General features: G+C 73.3%; 17 protein-coding genes. 9 read left to right on the forward strand and 8 right to left on the reverse strand.

Translation table 11 applies throughout. The features are described 5' to 3' along the window. Positions 1-44 precede the first annotated feature (44 nt). From AB0F56_RS19905 to AB0F56_RS19915, 3 genes are all read right to left on the reverse strand, one after another. Positions 45-272: a DUF3107 domain-containing protein gene (locus AB0F56_RS19905; RefSeq protein WP_260229006.1), complete on the reverse strand. Its 228-nt coding sequence runs from the start codon at positions 270-272 to the stop codon at positions 45-47. 128 nt (positions 273-400) lie between these two features. Then, positions 401-1,060 carry a TetR/AcrR family transcriptional regulator gene (locus AB0F56_RS19910; RefSeq protein ID WP_362011229.1) on the reverse strand — a complete coding sequence of 220 codons (660 nt, stop codon included), beginning with the start codon at positions 1,058-1,060 and terminating at the stop codon, positions 401-403. 147 nt (positions 1,061-1,207) lie between these two features. Further along, positions 1,208-1,423, reverse strand: a complete 216-nt coding sequence (locus tag AB0F56_RS19915) for a hypothetical protein (protein ID WP_362011232.1) — start codon at positions 1,421-1,423, stop codon at positions 1,208-1,210. 134 nt (positions 1,424-1,557) lie between these two features. Here AB0F56_RS19915 and AB0F56_RS19920 point away from each other — a divergent pair, with 134 nt between their 5' ends. From AB0F56_RS19920 to moeZ, 7 genes are all read left to right on the forward strand, one after another. After that, positions 1,558-2,553, forward strand: coding sequence for an alpha/beta hydrolase (locus AB0F56_RS19920; RefSeq protein ID WP_362011233.1), 996 nt, complete (start codon positions 1,558-1,560; stop codon positions 2,551-2,553). Between the two features lie 8 nt (positions 2,554-2,561). Continuing rightward, positions 2,562-3,968 carry a DUF3152 domain-containing protein gene (locus AB0F56_RS19925; protein ID WP_362011234.1) on the forward strand — a complete coding sequence of 469 codons (1,407 nt, stop codon included), beginning with the start codon at positions 2,562-2,564 and terminating at the stop codon, positions 3,966-3,968. A 338-nt stretch (positions 3,969-4,306) separates the two neighbouring features. Continuing rightward, positions 4,307-5,932 (forward strand): DUF3492 domain-containing protein, encoded by a 1,626-nt coding sequence (locus AB0F56_RS19930; protein ID WP_362011237.1) that lies wholly within the window; start codon positions 4,307-4,309, stop codon positions 5,930-5,932. Positions 5,933-5,945: 13 nt separating this feature from the next. Then, positions 5,946-7,328, forward strand: coding sequence for a hypothetical protein (locus tag AB0F56_RS19935; protein WP_362011240.1), 1,383 nt, complete (start codon positions 5,946-5,948; stop codon positions 7,326-7,328). Positions 7,329-7,628: 300 nt separating this feature from the next. Continuing rightward, positions 7,629-8,588 carry an NAD-dependent epimerase/dehydratase family protein gene (locus tag AB0F56_RS19940; RefSeq protein ID WP_362011242.1) on the forward strand — a complete coding sequence of 320 codons (960 nt, stop codon included), beginning with the start codon at positions 7,629-7,631 and terminating at the stop codon, positions 8,586-8,588. Then, on the forward strand, positions 8,576-9,331 hold the full coding sequence (locus AB0F56_RS19945; RefSeq protein WP_362011244.1) for a spherulation-specific family 4 protein: 756 nt from the start codon (positions 8,576-8,578) through the stop codon (positions 9,329-9,331). Before AB0F56_RS19940 ends, AB0F56_RS19945 begins: the two co-directional genes overlap by 13 nt. Before the next feature lie 63 nt (positions 9,332-9,394). Further along, entirely contained in the window at positions 9,395-10,573 is a 1,179-nt protein-coding gene (gene moeZ, locus AB0F56_RS19950; RefSeq protein ID WP_362011247.1) for an adenylyltransferase/sulfurtransferase MoeZ, read from the forward strand. 60 nt (positions 10,574-10,633) lie between these two features. Here the strand turns inward: moeZ and AB0F56_RS19955 are convergent, their stop codons facing one another. From AB0F56_RS19955 to AB0F56_RS19975, 5 genes are all read right to left on the reverse strand, one after another. Beyond that, complete coding sequence (locus AB0F56_RS19955) at positions 10,634-12,154, reverse strand: alpha/beta hydrolase (RefSeq protein WP_362011250.1); 1,521 nt, start codon at positions 12,152-12,154, stop codon at positions 10,634-10,636. Between the two features lie 89 nt (positions 12,155-12,243). Then, positions 12,244-13,821 carry an alpha/beta hydrolase gene (locus AB0F56_RS19960; protein WP_362011253.1) on the reverse strand — a complete coding sequence of 526 codons (1,578 nt, stop codon included), beginning with the start codon at positions 13,819-13,821 and terminating at the stop codon, positions 12,244-12,246. Between the two features lie 70 nt (positions 13,822-13,891). After that, the gene (locus AB0F56_RS19965) at positions 13,892-14,281 is read right to left on the reverse strand and encodes a VOC family protein (RefSeq protein ID WP_362011255.1); all 390 of its coding nucleotides are present in this window, start codon (positions 14,279-14,281) and stop codon (positions 13,892-13,894) included. Continuing rightward, a complete protein-coding gene (locus tag AB0F56_RS19970) occupies positions 14,278-14,583 on the reverse strand; it encodes a metalloregulator ArsR/SmtB family transcription factor (protein WP_362011258.1) in 306 nt (101 codons plus the stop codon). The genes AB0F56_RS19965 and AB0F56_RS19970 overlap by 4 nt, the downstream gene beginning before the upstream one ends. 70 nt (positions 14,584-14,653) lie before the next feature. Then, positions 14,654-17,443: a lysylphosphatidylglycerol synthase domain-containing protein gene (locus tag AB0F56_RS19975; protein ID WP_362011260.1), complete on the reverse strand. Its 2,790-nt coding sequence runs from the start codon at positions 17,441-17,443 to the stop codon at positions 14,654-14,656. A 189-nt stretch (positions 17,444-17,632) separates the two neighbouring features. Here AB0F56_RS19975 and AB0F56_RS19980 point away from each other — a divergent pair, with 189 nt between their 5' ends. Together AB0F56_RS19980 and AB0F56_RS19985 are read left to right on the forward strand one after the other, a co-directional pair. Continuing rightward, positions 17,633-18,064, forward strand: a complete 432-nt coding sequence (locus tag AB0F56_RS19980) for an MGMT family protein (RefSeq protein WP_362011263.1) — start codon at positions 17,633-17,635, stop codon at positions 18,062-18,064. Positions 18,065-18,221: 157 nt separating this feature from the next. Then, complete coding sequence (locus AB0F56_RS19985) at positions 18,222-21,617, forward strand: ATP-dependent DNA helicase (RefSeq protein WP_362011265.1); 3,396 nt, start codon at positions 18,222-18,224, stop codon at positions 21,615-21,617. Positions 21,618-21,670 lie beyond the last annotated feature (53 nt).

Raw genomic sequence — 21,670 nt, forward strand, 5'->3', positions numbered from 1 at the left:
CCCGGCGGAACGAATCCGCCGGGCCCTTCCCCATGTCACACGACTCAGAGAGCGCCGAAGCCCACCCGGCGCACCGCCGGCTCGCCGATCTCCACGTACGCGATCTTCTCGGCCGGGATCAGGACCTTGCGGCCCTTCTCGTCCGTGAGGCTGAGCAGCTGCGCCTTGCCGGCCAGCGCGTCGGCCACGGCGCTTTCGACCTCTTCGGCGGACTGCCCGCTCTCCAGAACGATCTCCCGGGGTGCGTGCTGCACGCCGATCTTGACCTCCACGGCTATGTCCCTCCGAACGGTCAGCGTTGCGCGTCTCCCGCGCCGTACGCTGCACACATTAGCCCGGCGAGGGGACCCGCACGGCCTCCCGGCGGAACGCCAGGAGCGAACACCGACGGAGCGGCTTTTCAGTGACCCTCGGCGATCGGCTGACCGTCCGTCGGGTGCAGCGGGAAGCCCGCGATGCCGCGCCACGCCAGCGAGGTCAGCAGCGCCACGGCCTTGTCGCGGGGGATGGCGGACTCGCTGGAGAGCCAGTAGCGCGCCACGACCTGCGACACACCGCCCAGGCCCACCGCGAGCAGCATCGACTCGTCCTTGGAGAGGCCGGTGTCCTCCGCGATGACGTCGGAGATCGCCTCGGCGCACTGCAGGCTCACCCGGTCCACCCGCTCGCGCACGGCGGGCTCGTTGGTGAGGTCGGACTCGAAGACGAGCCGGAACGCGCCGCCCTCGTCCTCCACGTACGCGAAGTACGCGTCCATCGTGGCCTCGACGCGGAGCTTGTTGTCGCTGGTCGACGCGAGGGCGGTGCGGACGGCCTGGAGCAGCGCCTCGCAGTGCTGGTCGAGCAGGGCCAGATAGAGCTCCAGCTTCCCCGGGAAGTGCTGGTACAGGACCGGCTTGCTGACGCCCGCGCGCTCGGCGATGTCGTCCATCGCGGCGGAGTGGTACCCCTGCGCGACGAACACCTCCTGGGCCGCCCCGAGGAGCTGGTTCCGTCGGGCGCGGCGCGGCAGGCGCGTGCCCCGAGGGCGTGCTGCCTCTGTCTGCTCGATGGCTGTCACGCCGCCTCCCAAAAATCGATCCTTGCGCGCTGTGGTGTCGCGCCCGCCATCGTACTTTTGGGTAACCCGGCTGTGCGCGGTGCGGACGCAGAATTTCACGGACCGGACGCCCAGGGCGACAGGCGATTCAACGTTAAACCGAACAAATCAGCGGTAGTCGTCTTCGTCGAGGGCGATCACACGCGCCTGTTCGGAGGAGTCCGCCTCGTTCGCCGAGTCCCGTTCGAGATGAGTGTGGGGCTCGTCCTCGCGTTGCTGCAGTTCGGCGCGCTGCTCGGCCGCGTCGGCCTCAGGGATTTCCTCGTCGAGCACGACGTCCTCTTCCTCGGCGAATGTGTCCGGCTCCGTCGGGTCGGCAGTCATGCGGTTCCTTCCGGCATGCGGGGGCTCTCCGATGACCCTCACTACGAGCGTAGGAGCACACCCGGCGCGGCGCACCCGATCCTGTGACGCCACACACACGCGCCGCCGCGTGATCGTCTCGTAATATTGCGGCCATGTCGTCGACCGAGCTTCCGGAGACCCGGACCGCCGCCGCACCGCACACGCCGCGGACCCGCGCCGTACGCGTCGCCGACGGCGAGAAGTTGCGCTCCGTCGCGCTGCCCGGGCTCACGCTCACCGTGCGCGCCCGGCCCGGCGTCAGGCCGGGCCTCCCGCCCGCGCTGTACGTCCACGGCCTCGGCGGCTCCTCGCAGAACTGGACGGCCCTGATGCCGCTGCTCGCGGACCAGGTCGACGGCGAGGCAGTCGACCTGCCGGGCTTCGGCGACTCCCCGCCGCCCGACGACGGCAACTACTCCGTCACGGGACACGCCCGGGCGGTCATCCGTTTTCTCGACGCCCGCGGCCGCGGCCCGGTCCACCTCATCGGCAACTCGCTCGGCGGCGCCGTCTCCACCCGGGTCGCCGCCGTCCGCCCCGACCTGGTCCGCACGCTGACCCTGGTCTCCCCGGCCCTGCCCGAGCTGCGCGTCCAGCGCACCGCCTGGCCGACCGCGCTGTTCGCCCTGCCGGGGGTGTCGTCGCTCTTCGCGCGGCTCTCCCGGGACTGGACGCCGGAGCAGCGGGTCCGGGGCGTGCTCTCGCTCTGTTACGGAGACCCCGGCCGGGTCTCCGAGGAGGGCCTGCGGCACGCCGTGGAGGAGATGGAGCGCCGCCTGGAGCTCCCGTACTTCTGGGACGCCATGGCCCGCTCCTCGCGCGGCATCGTCGACGCCTATACGCTCGGCGGCCAGCACGGCCTCTGGCGGCAGGCGGAACGGGTGCTCGCGCCCACGCTGCTCGTCTACGGAGGGCAGGACAAGCTCGTCTCGTACCGGATGGCGCGCAGGGCCGCCGCGGCGTTCCGCGGCTCGCGACTGCTGACCCTCCCGGACGCCGGCCACGTGGCCATGATGGAGTACCCCGAGACGGTCGCTCAGGCCGTGAAGGAATTGATCCAGGCCGACGCGGCCGACGCGGCCGGTGCAGACGACAGCGGCGGGAGCTGATCCGGGGCGTGGGACGACACAGTCGTAAGGGCTCCGCGCCCACTCCCCCCGCCGAACAGGCGCAGGGGCGGGCGGAGAAACCGGGGCCGGGGCAGGGGCGGGGAACCACCGGGGCGGGATCGGGGCGCCGCAGGCGCGCACCGGGCGCCGAGGGCGCGTATCCCCAGGACCCGTACACCCCGGATCCGTACGCCCAGGATCCGTACGCACGCGGTGCGTACACCCAGCAGCAGACCGGGTACGCGCAGGGCACGGGCGCCGGTCTGTACGGCGGGCAGGCGACCGGCGGGTACGGGCAGCAGCGGCCCGCGCCCGGCGGGCGGCCCGTCTGGGACACGCCGATGCACGGCACCCCCGTCTACACCGCGCCCGCCGAGACGGCCGTACGCGGCGGACACCCCGAGCACTCCGAGACGCCGGCCCACCCCCAGCGCTACGGCGACTGGCAGGGGCGCCGCGGGGACGCGCCGGCCGAGACCGCCGAGGTCCCCCCGCCCTTCATCCCCGGCCAGCGCCGGGAGAGCGTCGCGGACGACGCCGACGTCCCCGAGCCGCTCCCGGAGGAGGCCCCGGCGAAGACCGGCGGCAAGGGCCGCGCGTTCACCGGCATCGCGGCCGCCGCCGTCACCACCGTCCTCGCCGTCGTCGTGGCAGGTCAGGTCGCCGACCGGGACTCCGGTGCGGCCGTCGCCCGCTCGGCCGAGGGGCCCACCGACCGGGCCGTCGACGACGGCGGAGCCTCGCGCTCCGACGACCGGCTCACCCCCTCCGCCGCCGCGCCGTCCGCCGCACCCGCGGCGCCCGCCGCGCCGCCCACGTACGAGCAGTTGATGGCCGGCCAGTTCCCGATCGACCCCAAGCTCAAGGGCTCGGGCGACTTCGAGGCCGTGGCCGGCTTCGACAAGGCGCCGGGCCAGGGGCGCAAGATCCGCTACCGCGTCGACGTCGAGAAGGGGCTCGGGCTCGACGCCAAGCTCTTCGCGCAGGCCGTGCAGAAGACCCTCAACGACCCGCGGAGCTGGGCCGGCAAGGGCGCCATGACCTTCGAGCGGATCTCCAGCGGCGAGCCCGAGTTCGTGGTCACGCTCGCCAGCCCGGGCACCACCGGCACCTGGTGCGCCAAGTCCGGCCTGGACACCACCGTCGACAACGTCTCCTGCGACTCCGCGTCGACCTCCCGGGTCATGATCAACGCCTTCCGCTGGGCGCAGGGGTCGGACACCTTCGGGGACAAGGCGATGCTCGCCTACCGTCAGATGCTCATCAACCACGAGGTCGGCCACCGGCTCGGGCACAGCCATGTCACCTGCCGCACGCCGGGGGCGCTGGCCCCCGTGATGCAGCAGCAGACCAAGTCGCTGGACATCGACGGCATCAAGTGTCGGCCCAATCCGTGGGTGCATCCCGGGAGTTGAGCCCGGGAGTCGATCCCAGGGTCGGCGCATTTCCGCCGTGAACGGCGGCGCGGTCCTTTCGGGTAATTCCGGGTGCGGGAAATCAGGCCCGCGTATTTCGCGTATTCCGCGCGGCGATTCCGCGGACTTCGCCGTGGCCGCAGCCTGACGCTGCGTACGCGAAGCATCCCTTAGCGCGACGAAACGCGACCGGGGTGGGAAAGTTACGTGCATTCACCCCTTCCGGTGGCGCGACGGACAACCGTCCGTCGCGCCACCGGTTCATCCGCTTACGTTCATCCCGCTGCGAGTCGCCGGACCGAGGTGGCCGCCAGGGAAGCGAGATCGGGGGTGTACTCATGCGGATCGGACTGCTTACGGAGGGTGGCTACCCGTACGCCACGGGTGAGTCCAGGCTCTGGTGCGACCGGCTCGTGCGCGGGCTCGCGCCGCACGAGTTCGACGTGTACGCCCTCAGCCGCAGCGCCCGCCAGGAGGAAGCCGGCTGGGTCGACCTGCCCCCGCAGGTCCGGCGCGTCCGCACGGCACCGCTCTGGGCCCCCGAGGACGACGGCCGCACCTACGGGCGGCGCGAACGGCGGCGCTTCGCCGAGCACTTCGGCGCGCTCGTGACCGGGGTCTGTGCCGAGGAGGACGCGACCGGCGCGGCCGACTCCTTCGCCGAGGGGCTCTACGGCCTCGCCGAACTCGCCGGCGAGCACGGCGGTCTCTACGCCGCCCTGCGCTCCGAACGCGCCGTCCGCACCCTGGAGTCCGCCTGCCGCACGCCCGGCGCACGCCGGGGCGTGGCCGCCGCGACCGTCCCCGACTACCTCGACGTCGTCGACCAGTTGGAGCGCGCGCTGCGCCCGCTGTCGCTCGACTGGTACGGCGAGGACGGGCTCGGCGCGGCCGATCTCTGCCACGCCGCCTCCGGCGGCTCCGCGGCGCTGCCCGGCCTGCTGGCCAAACGCTTCTTCGGCACGCCCCTGCTGGTCACCGAGTACGGCGTACAGCTGCGCGCGCACTACCTCGCCACCGGCGAGGCGCCCCGCTCCGCGCCCGTGCGCGCGCTGCTCGCCGCCTTCCAGGGGCGGCTCGCGGGCGAGGTCTACCGGCAGGCCGCGCTCCTCACCCCCGGCAACACGCACGCCCGGCGCTGGCAGGAGAAGTGCGGCGCCGACCGCGCCAAGCTGCGCACGGTCTACCCCGGGATGGCCTCCGAGCGGTTCACCGAGGTCGGTGAGGACGAGGAGAGCGGCGACCCGGCGACGCTCGTCTGGGTCGGCCGCGTGGAGCCCGCCAAGGACCTCATCGCGCTGCTCCACGCCTTCGCCGACGTCCGCAGGGCCCAGCCCGACGTACGGCTCAGGATCATCGCCGCGCCGGTGCGCGAGCCGGGCGCGGACGCGTACGTCGCCCACTGCCGGGCGCTCGCGGCGCAGCTCTTCCCCGACGAGGCGCCGGGGGCGCACGCCGTCGGCGAGAACCCGGTCTCCTTCGAGGAGATCGGCGGCCCCGAGGCGCCGACGCTCGCCGAGGCGTACGCGGCGGGCGCGGTCGTCGTCCTCTCCAGCGTCGTGGAGGGCTTCCCGATCAGCCTGGTCGAGGCGATGTTCTGCGCGCGGGCGACGGTCTCCACGGACGTCGGCGCGGTCGTCGAGGTCATCGGCGGCACCGGACTCGTCGTACCCCCGCGCAATCCGCGGGCGCTCGCGGACGCGTGCCTGGCGCTGTTGCGCGACCCCGAGCGCCGGTACCGGCTCGGCGCGGCGGCGCGGGCGCGCGCGCTCGAACTGTTCACCGTCGAGCAGAACCTCGCCGCCTTCCGCGGCATCTACCTCGAACTTCTCTCCCACGCGCCGGTGCGCCGCCGTGGAGCGGAGGGCGTCCCCTTCGGCCACCCGGCGGAGGCGTACGTCCCCGGCATCTGGGCGGACAAGGCCGTGAGCACCGCCGCCGGAGCGGGAGACCCCGATGCCTGAAGGAGGCACCCCCATGCGCGGCCCCGCCGCCCCGACGAGCCCCGGCCCCTGGGACTCCCACTCGGAGACCATGCTCGAGAAGACGGCCCTGACGGTGGCCGTGACCGTCTCCGTGACGACGGACGGGCAATCGGCCGCGCCGTCCGCGCCGGCGACGGCGCCCTCCGCGCCCGTACCCGCCCCGGCCGTGCCCGTACCCGCGCCCTCCGCGCCCGTACCCGCCCCGGACGTGCCCGTGGCCGATCTCGATCTGCGGGCGACCGACGCCCCCGAGCCGGAGGCGGAGCCCGAGCCGGCGGCCGACCCGGAGCCCGCGCCGCCGCAGCCCCCCGCCGCGGGGCCGATAGTGGGCGGCGGGCGGCGGGGGCCCGCCGACCCCGTCAAGGCGCTCATGCACCGGCACCGGGAGCTGTGCGAGCGGGCCGTCGACCCCCTGGAGATCGCGGCCGGGCTCGAAGCCCACGGCGTCACCGACCGGACCGCCGCCCGGTTCCGGCACCGGGACGTGTTCTCGCTCGCCGAAGAGCTGTACGCGCGCGTGCCGCGTGGCAACGGCACCGGGGCGCCCGCGCGCCCCGCGCACGAGGCGGAGGCGCACGCCGGGTGGGCCGGATGGACCCTGGCCGCCCTGGCACCCGGCGCCGTCGTCGCCCTCGCCGTCACCGGACTCGCCCTCACCGAAGGGCCCGTGCGCCTCGCCGTCGGCGTGGCCGGGGCCCTCGGCCTGGCCGCCGCACTCGCCGTCGCCGTCCGGCGCGGCCCCCTGCGCGCCGCCGGCCGCACCGTCCCCGCCGCCCGCGTCTGGACCCTCTGGCTCCTCGCGTACGCGCTCGGCGGGGACGGCCTCCTCCACGCCACGCTCACCGGAGGCCCCGACGGGCCCTGGCCCGTCACCCCCGGACCCCTCCTCGGGCTCGCGCTCGCCGTCGCCCCCGCCGCCTGGTGCGCCCGGCTCTTCGCCGGCCGGGCCCGCCGCAGGCTCGTCGCCAGCCGCGGCCTGGAGGACTTCGCGGCGGGCACCCGCCCCCTGCTCCTCGCCGCCGTCGCGCTCCATCTGGCCGCCCTCGCGGGCCTGTTGAGCCTGACCGGCTTCGCGTCCGGGGCGCTCGCCCTCGGCGCCCTGCTCCTGCTCGCCCGGCTGCTCGCCGTCCACGGCTTCCCGGAGACCGCCGCCGCCGGACTCGCCGCCGCCTGCGCGGGCGAGGCCCTCGCCCTCGCGAGCGTCCTCGCGGCCCGGGTCCCCGGCTGCGGGTTCCTCGCCGCCCCCGTCCGCGCCCTGACCGACACCTGGGGCCCCGGAGCCGTACCCACCCTCGTCTGCGGCGCCGCGGCGCTCGGCCTCCTCGCCCACGCCACCGCCTCCCTCTCCCGGGCCTCGGCCCACGCCAAGCCTTAGGGGGTGTCTTGCCGATCATGTCGGGCTCGCGTGCCCTGGCACGCACGATCGCCGCGTTGTCGTCGGTCGCCAATGCTCCGCATCGACTCCCTCCTCCGCCTTGCGATCGCACGCACCAGACCCCGCTCGCTGATCCGACCTGATCGGCACGACACCCCCTAGGCACACCCCCCGAACCCGGCGCACCCGCGGAGCCGACGCCGCGGGCGTGCCCACCGCGCAGGACCCATTTCAAGGAGACGAAAGAGACATGACCTCCCTACCCCGAGCCACGGCCGGTCGGCACGAAGGGGCCGCACGATGAGGGTGCTGCTGCTCGGAGCCAACGGATTCCTCGGACGTTTCGTCGCCGACCGGCTGCTCGCCGACCCGGCCGTGCACCTCACCGCCCTCGGGCGGGGCGACGACGCCGACGTACGGTTCGACCTCGCCGGGGGCAGCCCCGGCGCGCTGACCCGCTTCCTGGACGCCGTCCACCCCGGAGTCGTCGTCAACTGCGCGGGCGCCACCCGCGGCGGCGCCCGCGAACTGACCCGGCACAACACCGTCGCCGTCGCCACCGTCTGCGAGGCCCTCCGGCGCAGCGGCTGCGGCGCCCGGCTCGTCCAGGTCGGCTGTGCCTCCGAGTACGGCCCCTCCCAGCCCGGCTCCTCCACCGCCGAGGACGCCGTGCCCCGACCCGGGGGCCCGTACGGGGTCTCCAAGCTCGCCGCGACCGAGCTCGTCCTCGGCTCCGGGCTCGACGCCGTCGTGCTGCGGGTCTTCTCCCCGGTCGGCCCCGGCACCCCCGCCGGCTCCCCGCTCGGCCGGCTCGCCGAGGCCATGCGCCGCGCGATGCAGGCGGGCGACGGCGAGCTCAAACTCAGCGGCCTCGGCGTCCAGCGCGACTTCGTCGACGTACGGGACGTCGCCCGCGCCGTCCACGCCGCCTCGCTCTCCGCCGCCCAGGGCGTCGTCAACATCGGCACCGGACGCGCCGTCAGGCTCCGCGACGCCGCCGCCGTCCTGGCCAGGGTCGCGGGTTACGCCGGGACCCTGCACGAGCTCGACGGGCCGCCGCAGCGGCCGGTCATCGGCGCCCCGCGCACCGAGACCATCGCCGAACAGCTGGCCGCCGCGCCCTACCCGTACCCCGACGGCTGCGGCAGCTGGCAGCAGGCCGACGTGCGCACCGCACGCGACCGGCTCGGCTGGCGGCCCCGGATCAACCTCGAGGAATCCCTCGCCGACATCTGGATGGAGGCGGCATGCCGCATCTGACCGCGACCGAAGCCGCGGAAGCCGTACGGGAGATGGGATTCGGTGTCCCCGGCTACGCGCATCCGCTGCTCGCCCCCGTCGAATGGGCCGAGCTGAGCCGCCCCGGCACCCCGCTGCACTGGGCCGTGCTCAACGTCGCCGAGGGGCCGGGGGACCGGCCCGACCCGCACTGCCTGGAGGCGGCGGGCCGGCTCAAGAACGCGGGCGTGAAGGTGCTCGGGCACCTCGACCTCCGCCACGGTTCGCGCGACTTCGGCGAGATCGTCTCGGACGCCCACCGCTTCCTCGACTGGTACAAGGTCGAGGGCTTCTACCTGGACCGCTGTCCCGGCGACCGGGCCGACCTGCCCGAGGTGCGGCGCGTCGCGGCCACCCTGGAAGCGGTGCTCGACGGCGAGGCGCACCTCGTCCTCGGCCACGGCACCCATCCGTACCCCGGCTACGCCGAGACGGCCGACCAGCTGGTCACCTTCTGCGGGCCGTGGACGGACTACCGCTGGTCGCAGGTGGCCGAGTGGACCGCCGAGTACCCGCCGGAGAAGTTCGTCCACCTCGTCCACGGGGTGCCGCGCAGCCACCTCGAGGAGGCGATGCGGATCGCCCGCTGGCAGGGCGCGGGGACGATCTTCTTCACCGACCGGACCGGCCGGACGGACCACAACGGACGAATCAACGCATTCCAGACCCTGCCCGGCTACTGGGACGAAATCGTCTCGCGTCTTGGACCGGGTGTCTCGGAATGAGGAGGGCCGTGGCAGTGTTACGGGGAGAACAACCGTACTGACATACCGACCAACGGAGCCCCCGTGTCGCTGCCACCCCTGGTCGAGCCGGCTGCCGAGCTCACCGTAGACGAGGTCCGCAGGTACTCCCGCCACCTGATCATCCCGGATGTGGGGATGGACGGGCAGAAGCGGCTGAAGAACGCCAAGGTGCTCTGTGTGGGCGCCGGTGGCCTCGGTTCGCCGGCCCTGATGTACCTGGCCGCGGCCGGTGTGGGCACGCTCGGCATCGTGGAGTTCGACGAGGTCGACGAGTCGAACCTGCAGCGCCAGATCATCCACAGCCAGGCGGACATCGGCCGTTCCAAGGCCGAGTCCGCGAAGGACTCGGTCCTCGGCATCAACCCGTACGTGAACGTGATCCTCCACGAAGAGCGGCTCGAGGCCGAGAACGTGATGGACATCTTCAGCCAGTACGACCTGATCGTCGACGGCACGGACAACTTCGCCACGCGTTACCTCGTCAACGACGCGTGCGTGCTGCTGAACAAGCCGTACGTCTGGGGCTCGATCTACCGCTTCGACGGCCAGGCCTCCGTCTTCTGGTCCGAGTACGGCCCCTGCTACCGCTGCCTCTACCCGGAGCCCCCGCCGCCGGGCATGGTCCCCTCCTGCGCCGAGGGCGGCGTCCTGGGCGTGCTCTGCGCGTCCATCGGCTCCATCCAGGTGACCGAGGCGATCAAGGTCCTCGCCGGTGTCGGCGACCCGCTGGTCGGCCGGCTGATGATCTACGACGCCCTGGAGATGCAGTACCGCCAGGTGAAGGTCCGCAAGGACCCGAACTGCGCGGTCTGCGGCGAGAACCCGACCGTCACCGAGCTCATCGACTACGAGGCCTTCTGCGGCGTCGTGTCCGAGGAGGCCCAGGAGGCGGCGGCCGGCTCGACGATCACTCCCAAGCAGCTCAAGGAGTGGATCGACGACGGCGAGAACATCGACATCATCGACGTCCGCGAGATCAACGAGTACGAGATCGTCTCGATCCCCGGCGCGCGACTGATCCCGAAGGGCGAGTTCCTGATGGGCACCGCCCTCCAGGACCTGCCGCAGGACAGGCGGATCGTCCTGCACTGCAAGACGGGTGTCCGCAGTGCGGAAGTCCTCGCCGTGCTCAAGTCCGCGGGCTTCGCGGACGCGGTGCACGTCGGCGGCGGCGTGATCGGCTGGGTCCACCAGATCGAGCCCGAGAAGCCGGTCTACTAGAAGTACGCGTACGAGAAGGGCCCGGACCTGGGAGCAGGTCCGGGCCCTTCTCGTACGTTCTCAGGAGCAGCGCGTGCCGTACGCCGGGACCTTGTCGTCCAGGAGGTACGCGTCGACCGTCCGCGTCACGCACGCCGACGTGCCGTACGCGCCGTGGCCCTCGCCCTCGTTGCTGACCAGGACACCCACGCCCGCGCCCAGCTCCTTCGCCATCCGCTCGGCGCCCTCGTACGGGGTCGCCGGGTCGCCGGTCGTGCCGACGACCAGGATCGGGCCCGCGCCGGGCGCGCTCGCCTGCGGGTCGGCCCGCAGCCCCTTCACCGGCCACTCGGCGCACCAGCCGGCCGTGTCCCAGGCCAGGAACGCGCCGAAGACGGGCGACGCCTTCTCGAACTCCGGCAGCACGGCCTTGACCTGCGCGACCGTCGGACGCGAACTGGAGTCGGCGCAGGAGATCGCCCGCTGGGAGTGCGACTGGGTGCCGTAGTGGCCCGTCTCGTCGCGGTCGTTGTAGGCGTCCGCGAGGCGCAGCAGGCCGGAACCGTCGCCGCTCTCGGCCTTGGTGAGGGCGGAGGTCAGCAGGGGCCAGCTGCTCTTGGAGTAGAGCGTGATCGCGATGCCGGTGAGCGCCAGGCCGTCGGTCAGCTTCCGGTCGCCGACCTTCAGCGGCTCCCGGTCCAGCCGCTCCAGGAGGCGGACGATCCGGGCGCTGCCCTGGGCGGGCTGCTCGCCGGTGCTCTTGACGTAGTTGTCCAGGGCCCGCTGGAAGCCGATCGCCTGGTTGCGGGCGTGGCCGGTGGCGTCGGCCGTCGGGTCGACGACCGCGTCGAGGACGGTCCTGCCGACGTGGGTGGGGAAGAGGTGGGCGTAGGAGGCGCCGAGTTCGGTGCCGTAGGAGATGCCGAGGTAGTTCAGCTTCTTGTCGCCGAGGACGTGCCGGATGAGGTCCAGGTCGCGGGCGGTGTTCTCGGTGGTGGTGTGCGGGATGACCGTGCCCGAGCGTCGGGCGCACCCGGCGCCGAAGGCGGCGCCGTCGGCGAGGTACGCGGCCTCCTCGGCCGCCGTGTCCGGCGTGACGTCCGTACCGGCCTCGGCGGCGGCCAGTTCCTTGTCGTCGCGGCAGACCACGCCGGAGGAGCGGGAGACGCCGCGCGGGTCGAAGGAGACCAGGTCGTAGCGGCTGTTCAGGTTGGCGTACTCCTGGGCCGCGAGGGGGAGGTAGTCGACGCCGGAGGCGCCGGGGCCGCCGAAGTTGAAGAGCAGCGAGCCGATCCGGCGGTCCTTGTCGCGGGCCTCCTTGCGGATCAGCGCGATGGTGAGCGTCTCGCCGTCGGGCTTGGCGTGGTCGAGCGGGACCTTGACCCCGGCGCAGCGCCAGTCGCCGCCGGGCCGCTCACCGCCCTCGGGGGCGTCGCAGCGCTTCCACTCGGGGCGCTGCCCGGTGAGCGAGGCGGGGAGTGCGGGAGTGTTCGGCCCCTTGGCGTCCGTGGAGGTGGGGCCGCCGGAGGGCGCGGTGTCGGCGGGCGTCTCGGAGCTCGCGCAGCCGGCGACCAGCAGACCGGTGACGGCCAGGGCCGCCATCCGTGTCCCCAGGGGCCGTGTGGGCCGTATGCGCAGTATGGGCCGTGTGGACAAGGCAACCCCCGTGAGCCGGACCGGAAGCCGCCATCCTATGCAGACGGCTCCTTGCAGACGGTGCCCGAGGCCGGGATCCTGCCGTCCAGGAAGTAGCCGTTGACGGCGTTCTGCACGCACGCGTTGCCGCTGTTGTACGCGCCGTGGCCCTCGCCCTCGTACGTGATCTCCACGCCGACGCCGTCGCCGAGGGCCTCCACCATCGCCCGGCTGCCTTCGTACGGCGTCGCCGGGTCGCCCGTCGTGCCGAGCACGAGGATGGGGGCGGAGCCGGGCGCGGAGACGTCGGGGTGCTCCCAGGTGCCGGGGACCGGCCACTGGGAGCAGCTCGACAGCGCCCAGCCCATGTAGGGGCCGAAGACGGCCGAGGTCTTCTCGAACTCCGGCAGCCGCTCCTTGGCCTGGCCGAGGGTGTAGCGCTCCTTGTAGTCCACGCAGTTGATGGCCGCGTTGGCGGCCTGGATGTTGCTGTAACTGCCGTTCTGGTCGCGGCCGTTCATGGAGTCGGAGAGGGCGAGGAGGAGTCCGCCGTCGCCGCCGTCGGCGGCGTCGAGGCCCTGCTCCAGGTACTGCCAGAACTCCTTCGAGTACAGCGACTGCGCGATGCCGTTGATGGCCTGGGTCTGGGTGAGCTTGCGGTCGCCGATGCCGGGGATCGGCTTCTTGTCGAGTTCGGCGAGCAGGTCGAGGACGAAGCCCTCGATCTCGGCGACCGTCGAGCCGGGCAGCGTGCACTCGTCGCCGCGCGCCACACAGTCCTTCGCGAAGTTGTCCAGGGCGAGCTGGAAGCCCCTGGCCTGGCCGAGGGCGCCCTCCTCGGTGCCGGCATCCGGGTCGATGACCGCGTCGAAGAGGGCGCGGCCCACGTTCTTCGGGAACATGTGGGCGTACACGCCGCCGAGTTCGGTGCCGTACGAGATGCCGAAGTAGTGGAGCTTGTCGTCGCCGAGGACCTGGCGCATCAGGTCCATGTCGCGGGCGGCGTTCTCGGTGCCGACGTGCGGGAGCATCTCGCCGGACTCGTCTTCGCAGCCGGTGGCGTACTTCTTCTGCGCGTCGGCCAGGGTCCGTTCCTCGGCGGCGTCGTCCGGGGTGAAGTCCAGGGCGTAGTAGGCGTCCAGCTCCTTGTCGCCGAGGCAGTTGACGTCCTCGCTGCGGCCGACGCCCCGCGGGTCGAAGGAGACCAGGTCGTAGCGGGAGCGGAGCTTCTCGTAGTCCGGGGCGAAGGACGGCAGGCCGGTGACGCCGGAGCCGCCGGGGCCGCCGAAGTTGTAGATCATGGAGCCGATCCGGCGCTCCTGGTCACGGGCCTTGGCGCGGATCAGGGCCAGCTCGATCGTCTCGCCGCCGGGATCGGCGTAGTCGCGCGGCGCGTCCATGAAGGAGCACTCCCAGGGAGTGCCGCCGGGGAGCGGGGAGGGGGCCGCGCCGCCTCCCTCGGCGGGCGACGGTGGCGGGCAGGGCGCCCACTCCAGCTGCTGGGCCGCGAGTCCGGCGAGATCCGTGGGCCGGTCCGACGCCTCGTCGTTGTCGCCGCCGTTCGAGCATCCGGCGGCGAGCAGCACGGTGGTCGCGGTGAAGAGGGCGGCGCGCTGCGCGGCGGAGATCGGCATAGGGCCATGGTCCGCCGGACCCCTGTCCCCCGCGCGGGCGAGTGGGCCAGCCGGGGGAGGGGTCGGGTCGCTACGCGGCGTGGACGAGCTGGATGAGGTTTCCGCAGGTGTCGTCGAAGACCGCCGTCGTGACGTTGCCCATGGCCAGAGGGTCCTGGGTGAACCGCACGCCGCGCGCGGTCAGCCGGTCGAACTCCGCCTGTACGTCGTCGACGGCGAAGGAGGCGAGCGGGATGCCGTCGTTGAACAGCGCCTCGCGGTACGGCTTCACCGCGGGGTGCCCCTGCGAGGGCTCCAGGAGCAGCTCGGTCCCCTCCGGGTGCTCGGGGGAGACCACGGTCAGCCACAGGGCCGCGCCCAGCGGGATCTCGTGCTTGAGCTGGAAGCCGAGGACATCGGTGTAGAAGGCCTGCGCCTTCTTCTGGTCATCGACGTAGATCGGGGTGAGGTGGATCCTCATGGGGTGCTCTCCGGTGTGTCGGGGGGTGTGTCCGGCCTGAGCCACCGGGTCACGATGCGCTCGAGCGGTCCGGTCTGGAGGTCGTGGAACTTGTAGCGGCCCTCGCGCCGCGTCAGCACCAGACCCGCGGATTCCAGTACGGCCAGGTGCTGGCTGATCGCCTGACGGGACAGCCCCACGTCGTGCTTGGTCACCAGCCGCGTGCATATCTCGAAAAGGGTCTGGCCGTCCCGGTCCACCAGCTCGTCGAGGATGAGCCGGCGGGTGGGGTCGGCCAGCGCCTTGAAGACATCATCAGCCATGACCCCCACGATAGGCAAGTAATGACTTGCCTATCAAGTGGAGGTCACCGGACCCTGTCCTGCCTGACCTCTAGAGAGCTCCCCGCTTGGTCAGCCAGTTGAAGCAGATCCAGCCCGGCAGCACCGGCAGCCACAGCGTCAGGAGCCGGTACAGCAGCACCGCCGGGGTCGCGACCTCCAGCGGGAGACCGACCGCCACCAGACCGAAGGTCAGCGCGCCCTCGACCGCGCCCACACCGCCCGGGGTCGGCGCCGCCGAGCCGAGGGCGTTGCCCGCGAGGAAGACGACGGCCACGCTCGCGTAGCTCAGCCCCTGCGCGTCGTGGCCGAACGCGCGGATCGAGGCGTCCAGGCAGAGCACGAACACACCGGTCAGGAGCAGCATGCCGCCGATGCCCGTGAGCAGCTTCAGCGGCCGCTGGAGCACGTCCAGCATGCGCGGCACGACACCCGCGAAGAGCGAACGCAGCCGCGTCGAGACGAACTTCCGCATGAACGGGATCGCCGTCACCACGAGGACCAGGACCGCCACCGTCAACAGGCCGGCGATGACCGTCCGCGACGGGGTGAACGACTGCGACTTCTCCGTACCCGTCAGATAGCCGAAGGCGAGCAGAAGGAGGATGTGCGCGCCGAGCCCGAACAGCTGCGACGCGCCCACGCTCGCCACCGCGAGCCCCGGCCGCACCCCCGAGCGCTGGAGGAACCGGGTGTTCAGCGCGACACCGCCGACCGCCGCCGGGGCGACGATCTTCACGAACGACCCGGCCACCTGGGCGACGACCGTGCGCCAGAACCCGACGCGCTCCGGTACGAAGCCGAGCAGGCTCATCGCGGCGGCGATGTAGCTCAGCGCCGAGAACAGCACGGCGGCGGCCACCCAGCGCCAGTCGGCCGAGCTGATCGTCGACAGCGGTGTCCGGGCGATCTGCGAGAGCAGGAAGTACGCGGCGACGGCGCCGGCGATGAGGCTGATGAGCGTGCGCGGCTTGATCCGCTCAAGGCGGACCGGTTCGACCGGTGCCTGCGGACGGATCAGCAGCACCTGCTGGCGGATCTGCGCCAGCAGATCCTCCTCGCGGGCGTCGTCGAGCGCCTCGTCGATGGCCCGCTTCTCGGCCTGCTTCTCCGCCTTCTCCAGCTTCCGGTCCGACTTGCGGTCGACCTTGGACTCGACCGCGCCGGTACGGGACTCGGTCGCGGCGGCCTCGACGCGGGCCTGCTTGGCCGCCTCCGAGGCCGCGATGACGGCCTCGCGCTCCCGCTTGGACCGCTCGCGGGCCAGTCTCCTGAGCGTCGCGCGCGTGGAGCGGCTCAGCGCGATCGGCTGGAGGAGCGGGAGACAGTCGGCGATGGCGTCCGGGCCGAGCACGTCCACGGCCCCGGCCACCGCGCGCTCGGCGCCCACCCGCAGACCCAGGGTGGTGAGCAGCTGGGCGATGTCCATCCGCAGGATCAGGTCGCCCGCGGCGATCTCGCCGCCCCGCAGATCGGTCAGGATCACCTTGCCGGAACGATCCACCAGAATCGCGTCGCCCGTGAGCCGCCGGTGCGCGATCCGGCGCGACTGGAGCGCACGCACCTGACGCCAGGCGCTGCGCACCAGCTCGTCGGTGATCTCGGCGTCGTCCAGCGAGTCCAGGGTCCGGCCGCCCAGGTGCTCGTACACGAGCATCACGGCGTCCGGACCGAGCTCCGAGGTGGCGATCAGCTTGGGCGCGTTCGCCCCGGCGGCGATCGCCGCGTACGCGAGCAGCGCCTCCTGCTCCAGGGCCTGGCGCAGCGAGACGATCGAGCGGCGGGTGGTGATCGCCCGCAGGGTCAGCCTGCGCCACGCGCGGTAGAAGAAGCCGTGCGCCTGCTGTTCACGGTCCACGACCGTGACGTCCAGTGGGGCGCCTTCCTCCAGCGTGACGATGTACCGGCGGCCGCGGTCCCCGCTGTCGGCGGAGTCCGGCACGCCCGCGCCCTCGGCGCGCAGCGCCGTGACCGGCTTGAAGCCGACCCGGCGCAGACCGGCGAGCAGGGTCTGCCCGGTGGGGCGGACGTTGGGGGAGCCGACCGCGTAGAGCGTTCCGTACGCGACGGTCCAGCCGATCAGGACGGTCAGGATGACCGAGAACGCGGTGGTGTACCCGGCGACCAGCATCGTGAACGCGTCGAGCAGCAGCACCGCCCACAGGCTCACCCGCCAGCGCGGGCGGCGGGCCATGCCGACGGCCGTCATGTACGCGATGACGGGCGCGAGGTAGTTGTGGACCGGGTCGGTGAGACCGCCCCCGGTCGCGGGCTGGGTCAGCGCGTCCTGGATCGTGCCGGGCGCGGCCTTGGCGACCCAGAGGTCGGTGGCGAGCGTGACGCCGTGGGCGAGGACGGCGGCGAGGACGCCGTCGGCGATCCGCAGCCCGTCGCGTTTGATCAGCCGTTCGATGGCGAAGGCGACCGGCACGAGCAGGACGGCGATGCTGGAGACGAGCCCGGCGATCTTGACGAAGACGTCGGGGGCGCCGCCCGCGCCCTTGTTGATGTCCTCCTCGAGACCGGAGGTCGTGCCGTGGGCGAAGGCGGCGATAGCGATGACCAGGGCGATGGCGAGGACGCCGATGAGCAGCCGCATCAGGTCGGACGGCCGGTGCACGCGCGCGGCGAGCAGCGGCTCGTCCTGCGAGACGCGCTCGCTCGGCTCGCCCTCGGGGACGGAGTCGGGGACGAGCTCGGGGGAGGGACCGTGACCGAGGCGTCCGCCGTGGCCGAGACCGTGCGCCCGCGTGCCATGGGCGGGCGGGCCCGGGGTCGGCGTGCCGGGCGCGGGCGTGCCGGGGCGCGCCTCCTCCTCAGGAGGCTGAGCGTCGTGCCCCATCACCATGTCCGTCTCTGCCTGTGTCGTACGTACCGCGTGTGCCGCGTGTTTGTCGTCTCGTACGAATTCTTGTTCTTCTTGTTCGTCTTGTCGCTCTTGATCTCGTATCACCAGTCACCGCCCGGACGATGGTGGCATGAAGCGGGGGCCGACGGAGGCAACAGGGCGTTGTCGGTGGGGTGAGGCAGGATGGGGCGGATGAGCGTGGAGGAGTTTCCGGAGTACGCGGAACGGGTCCTGGAGGTCGCGGAGCTGATCCCGCCGGGCCGCGTGATGACGTACGGAGACGTGGCCGAGTGGCTCGGCGAGGGAGGCCCGCGCCAGGTCGGCCGGGTGATGTCCCTCTACGGCGGGGCGGTGCCGTGGTGGCGTGTGGTGCGCGCGGACGGCGCGCTCCTGCCGGGCCACGAGCTGCGCGCCCTCGGCCACTACCGCGAGGAGGGCACACCGCTGCGGCAGGCCGACCGGTCCGCCGACGGGCATGTGCCGAAGATCGACATGCGGCGGGCGCGGTGGGACGGGCGGCAGGACGGCGGGTCCGGCGAGGGCGGGCCGCAGGACGGCTCCGATGCCTCCGATTCCTCTGACGGCTCGGACGGGCGTGCGGGAACTCACACGTGACAGCTTTGCCCATGGCCGGACGGGCCGGACGGCCCGATGACGGTACGGAGGCCCGTACGGAGTACGGCACGGTCGCCCTCCGTTTCCCGTAACGTCGTCGTTCGCCCCGTACACGTCTCCACCTCTCCACCACTTCGCTCAGGACCGGTCGATCCACGTGAGTTCCTCCTCCACCACCCGGCGCACGCCGTACCAGGGGCGGACCACGGGCGCGTACCGGCTGGTGCGCACCGAGCCGGAGCGGGCGGATCCCCCTGTCCTTGACGCAACGCAGCGCGAAGTGGTTGACCACGCCGGCGGACCACTCCTCGTCCTCGCCGGACCGGGCACGGGAAAGACGACGACGCTGGTGGAGTCGGTCGCCGCCCGGATCGAGAAGGGCGCCGACCCGGAGCGGATCCTGGTCCTCACCTTCAGCCGCAAGGCCGCCGTCGAACTGCGCGACCGGATGGCCGCGCGGCTCGGCGGGAACAGGCCGCCGCAGGCGACCACCTTCCACTCCTACTGCTACGCCCTCATCCGCGCCCACCAGGACGCGGAGCTCTTCGCCGAGCCGCTGCGGCTGCTGTCCGGACCGGAGCAGGACCTCGCCGTACGGGAGCTCCTCGAAGGCCAGATCGACCTGGCGAAGGCGGGGCTCGCACGCGTGCGGTGGCCCGACGAACTGAGGGCCTGCCTCACGACCCGGGGCTTCGCCGACGAGGTACGGGCCGTCCTCGCGCGCTCCCGCGAGCTGGGGCTCGGGCCGAGGGCGCTCGCCGAGTTCGCCCAGCGGGTGGGGCGGCCGGACTGGAAGGCGGCGGCCGGCTTCCTCGCGGAGTACCTCGACGTCCTGGACCTCCAGGGGGTCCTCGACTACACGGAGCTGGTGCACCGGGCGGTGCTGCTCGCCGAGCGGGTGACCCTGCCCGAGTACGACGCGGTCTTCGTGGACGAGTACCAGGACACCGACCCGGCCCAGGTACGGCTGCTGCGGGCGCTGGTGGGGGGCGGCCGGACGGTGGTCGCCTTCGGCGACCCGGACCAGTCGATCTACGCCTTCCGGGGCGCGGACGTCAACGGCATCCTCGACTTCCCCGACGCCTTCGCGGGCCACGGCGGGCGCCCGGCGGAGGTGCGGGTCCTGACGCGTTCCCGCCGCTCGGGCGCGGAGCTGCTCGGCGCGACCCGTGAGCTCACCCGGCGCATGCCGCTGCCCCGGCTGCCCGCCGACAAGGTCCGCGCCCACCGCGACCTGGCGCCGGTGCGCGACGGCGGCCGCCTCGACGTCTTCACGTACCCGACGGCGTCCACGGAGTCCGACAACATCGCCGACCTGCTGCGTCGCGCGCACCTGGAGGACGGGGTCCCCTGGCACGACATGGCGGTCCTCGTCCGCGCGACCTCCACCGTCCCGGGCCTCCGCCGCGCCCTCACCGCCGCCGGGGTCCCGCTGGAGACCGACACCGCGGACACCCCCCTGCGCCACGAACCGGCGGTGGCCCCGCTGCTGCTGGCGTTGCGGGCGGCGGCGCGGGCGACTCCGACGCCGCCGCCGACGGACGGGGTTCCTGAGGCGGAGGCCGGCGCTCCGGAGGCCGAAGCTGCAGAGGCCGGCGCTCCTCAGGCCGAAGCTGCAGAGGCGGACGCTTCGGAGGCTCTCGAAGTCCCCGAGGACGGTCCGCAGGCCCCCGCCCCCGCCTGGCTCGACACCGAGACCGCGCTCTCGCTGCTCGCCTCGCCGCTCGCAGCGATGGACCCCGCCGACCTGCGGCGGCTCGGGCGGGCGCTGCGGGACGAGGAGCGGGCCGGGGGCAACAAGGTGCCGCCGCCCTCCGACCTCCTGCTCGCCCGCGCGCTCGCCGAGCCCGAGCGGCTCGTCGCGCACGACCAGTCGTACGCCCGTGGTGCCAAGCGGCTCGGCGAGCTGCTCCGGCAGGCCCGCGAGCGCCTCGCCGCCGGCGGCACCGCCGAGGAGGCCCTCTGGCTGCTCTGGAGCGGCACCCCCTGGCCCGGCCGGCTGGAGCGCGCCGCGCTCCGGGGTGGCCCGGCCGGCCGCAACGCCGACCGCGACCTCGACGCCGTCTGCGCGCTCTTCGAGACCGCCGCCCGCGCCGAGGACCGCGTCGGTGGCCGCGGCGCGCTGAACTTCCTCGAAGAGCTCGACGCCCAGGACATCGCCGCCGACACCCTCTCCAAGCGCCAGACCCGCCCCGACGCCGTCCGTCTCATGACCGCCCACCGCTCCAAGGGCCTCGAATGGAGCCTCGTCGTCGTGGCCGGGGTCCAGGAGGGCCTCTGGCCCGACCTGCGCCGCCGCGGCTCCCTCCTGGAGGCCGACCGCATCGGCCGCGACGGCATCGCCGAACCCCTCACGCCCGGCGCCCTCCTCGCCGAGGAGCGCCGGCTCTTCTACGTCGCCGCCACCCGCGCCCGCGACCGGCTCGTCGTCACCGCCGTCAAGACCCCCGCCGACGACGGCGACCAGCCCTCCCGCTTCCTCACCGAACTCGGCCCCGAACCCAAGGACGTCACCGGCCGCCCCCGCCGCCCCCTCGCCGTCGCCGCGCTCGTCGCCGAGCTGCGCGCCACGACCGTCGACCCGGCCGCGTCCGACGCCCTCCGGGACGCCGCCGCGCAGCGCCTCGCCCAGCTCGCCGCGCTCACCGACGACGAGGGCCAGCCGCTCGTCCCGGCCGCCCACCCGGACCGCTGGTGGGGCCTGTTCGAGCCCACCCGCAGCCAGGTGCCGCTCCGCGACCGGGACCACCCCGTCGCCCTCTCCGGCTCGGCCCTCGAGCAGCTCGCCAACACCTGCGCCCTCCAGTGGTTCCTGGGCCGCGAGGTGAAGGCCGCCGCGCCCGCGACCGCCGCCCAGGGCTTCGGCAACGTCGTCCACGTCCTCGCCGACGAGGTCGCCTCCGGCCGTACCCCCGCCGACCTCGACGTCCTCATGGCCCGGCTCGACTCGGTCTGGGACGCGCTCGCCTTCGACGCGCCCTGGAAGTCCGCCCAGGAGAAGCAGCACGCGCGCGTGGCGCTGGAACGCTTCCTGCGCTGGCACGTCATGGACCGTGGCGGCCGTACCCCCGCCGCTACCGAGCACGACTTCGACGTGACCCTCGAAGCGGGCGCGTACGAGGTGCGGATCCGCGGTTCCATGGACCGCGTCGAGACCGACGAGCACGGCCGCGCGTACGTCGTCGACTTCAAGACCGGCAAGTCCGCGCCCACCAAGGACGAGGTCGCCCACCACCCCCAGCTCGCCGTCTACCAGCTCGCGGTACGCGAAGGAGCCCTGGACGAGGTCTTCGACGGCCGCCGCCCCGACCCCGGCGGCGCCGAACTCGTCCAGCTGCGCCAGCCCGCCCCCAAGAAGGAGGGCGGGGAGACCCTGCCGAAGGTCCAGGCACAGGAGCCCCTCGCGGGCGAGTGGGTCGGGGACCTGCTGGCCACCGCGGCCGGCCGGGTCCTCGACGAGCGCTTCACCCCGAGCACCGGCCAGCACTGCACCCACTGCACCTTCCGCTCCGCGTGCAGCGCCCAGCCTGAGGGCCGCCACATCGTGGAGTGACGGTTCCGATACGGGCTCGCCCGAAGTCGCGGCCGCCCGCCCCCGGGGTCACC

This window comes from Streptomyces sp. NPDC026092, from assembly GCF_040638605.1.
Lineage (GTDB): Bacteria > Actinomycetota > Actinomycetes > Streptomycetales > Streptomycetaceae > Streptomyces.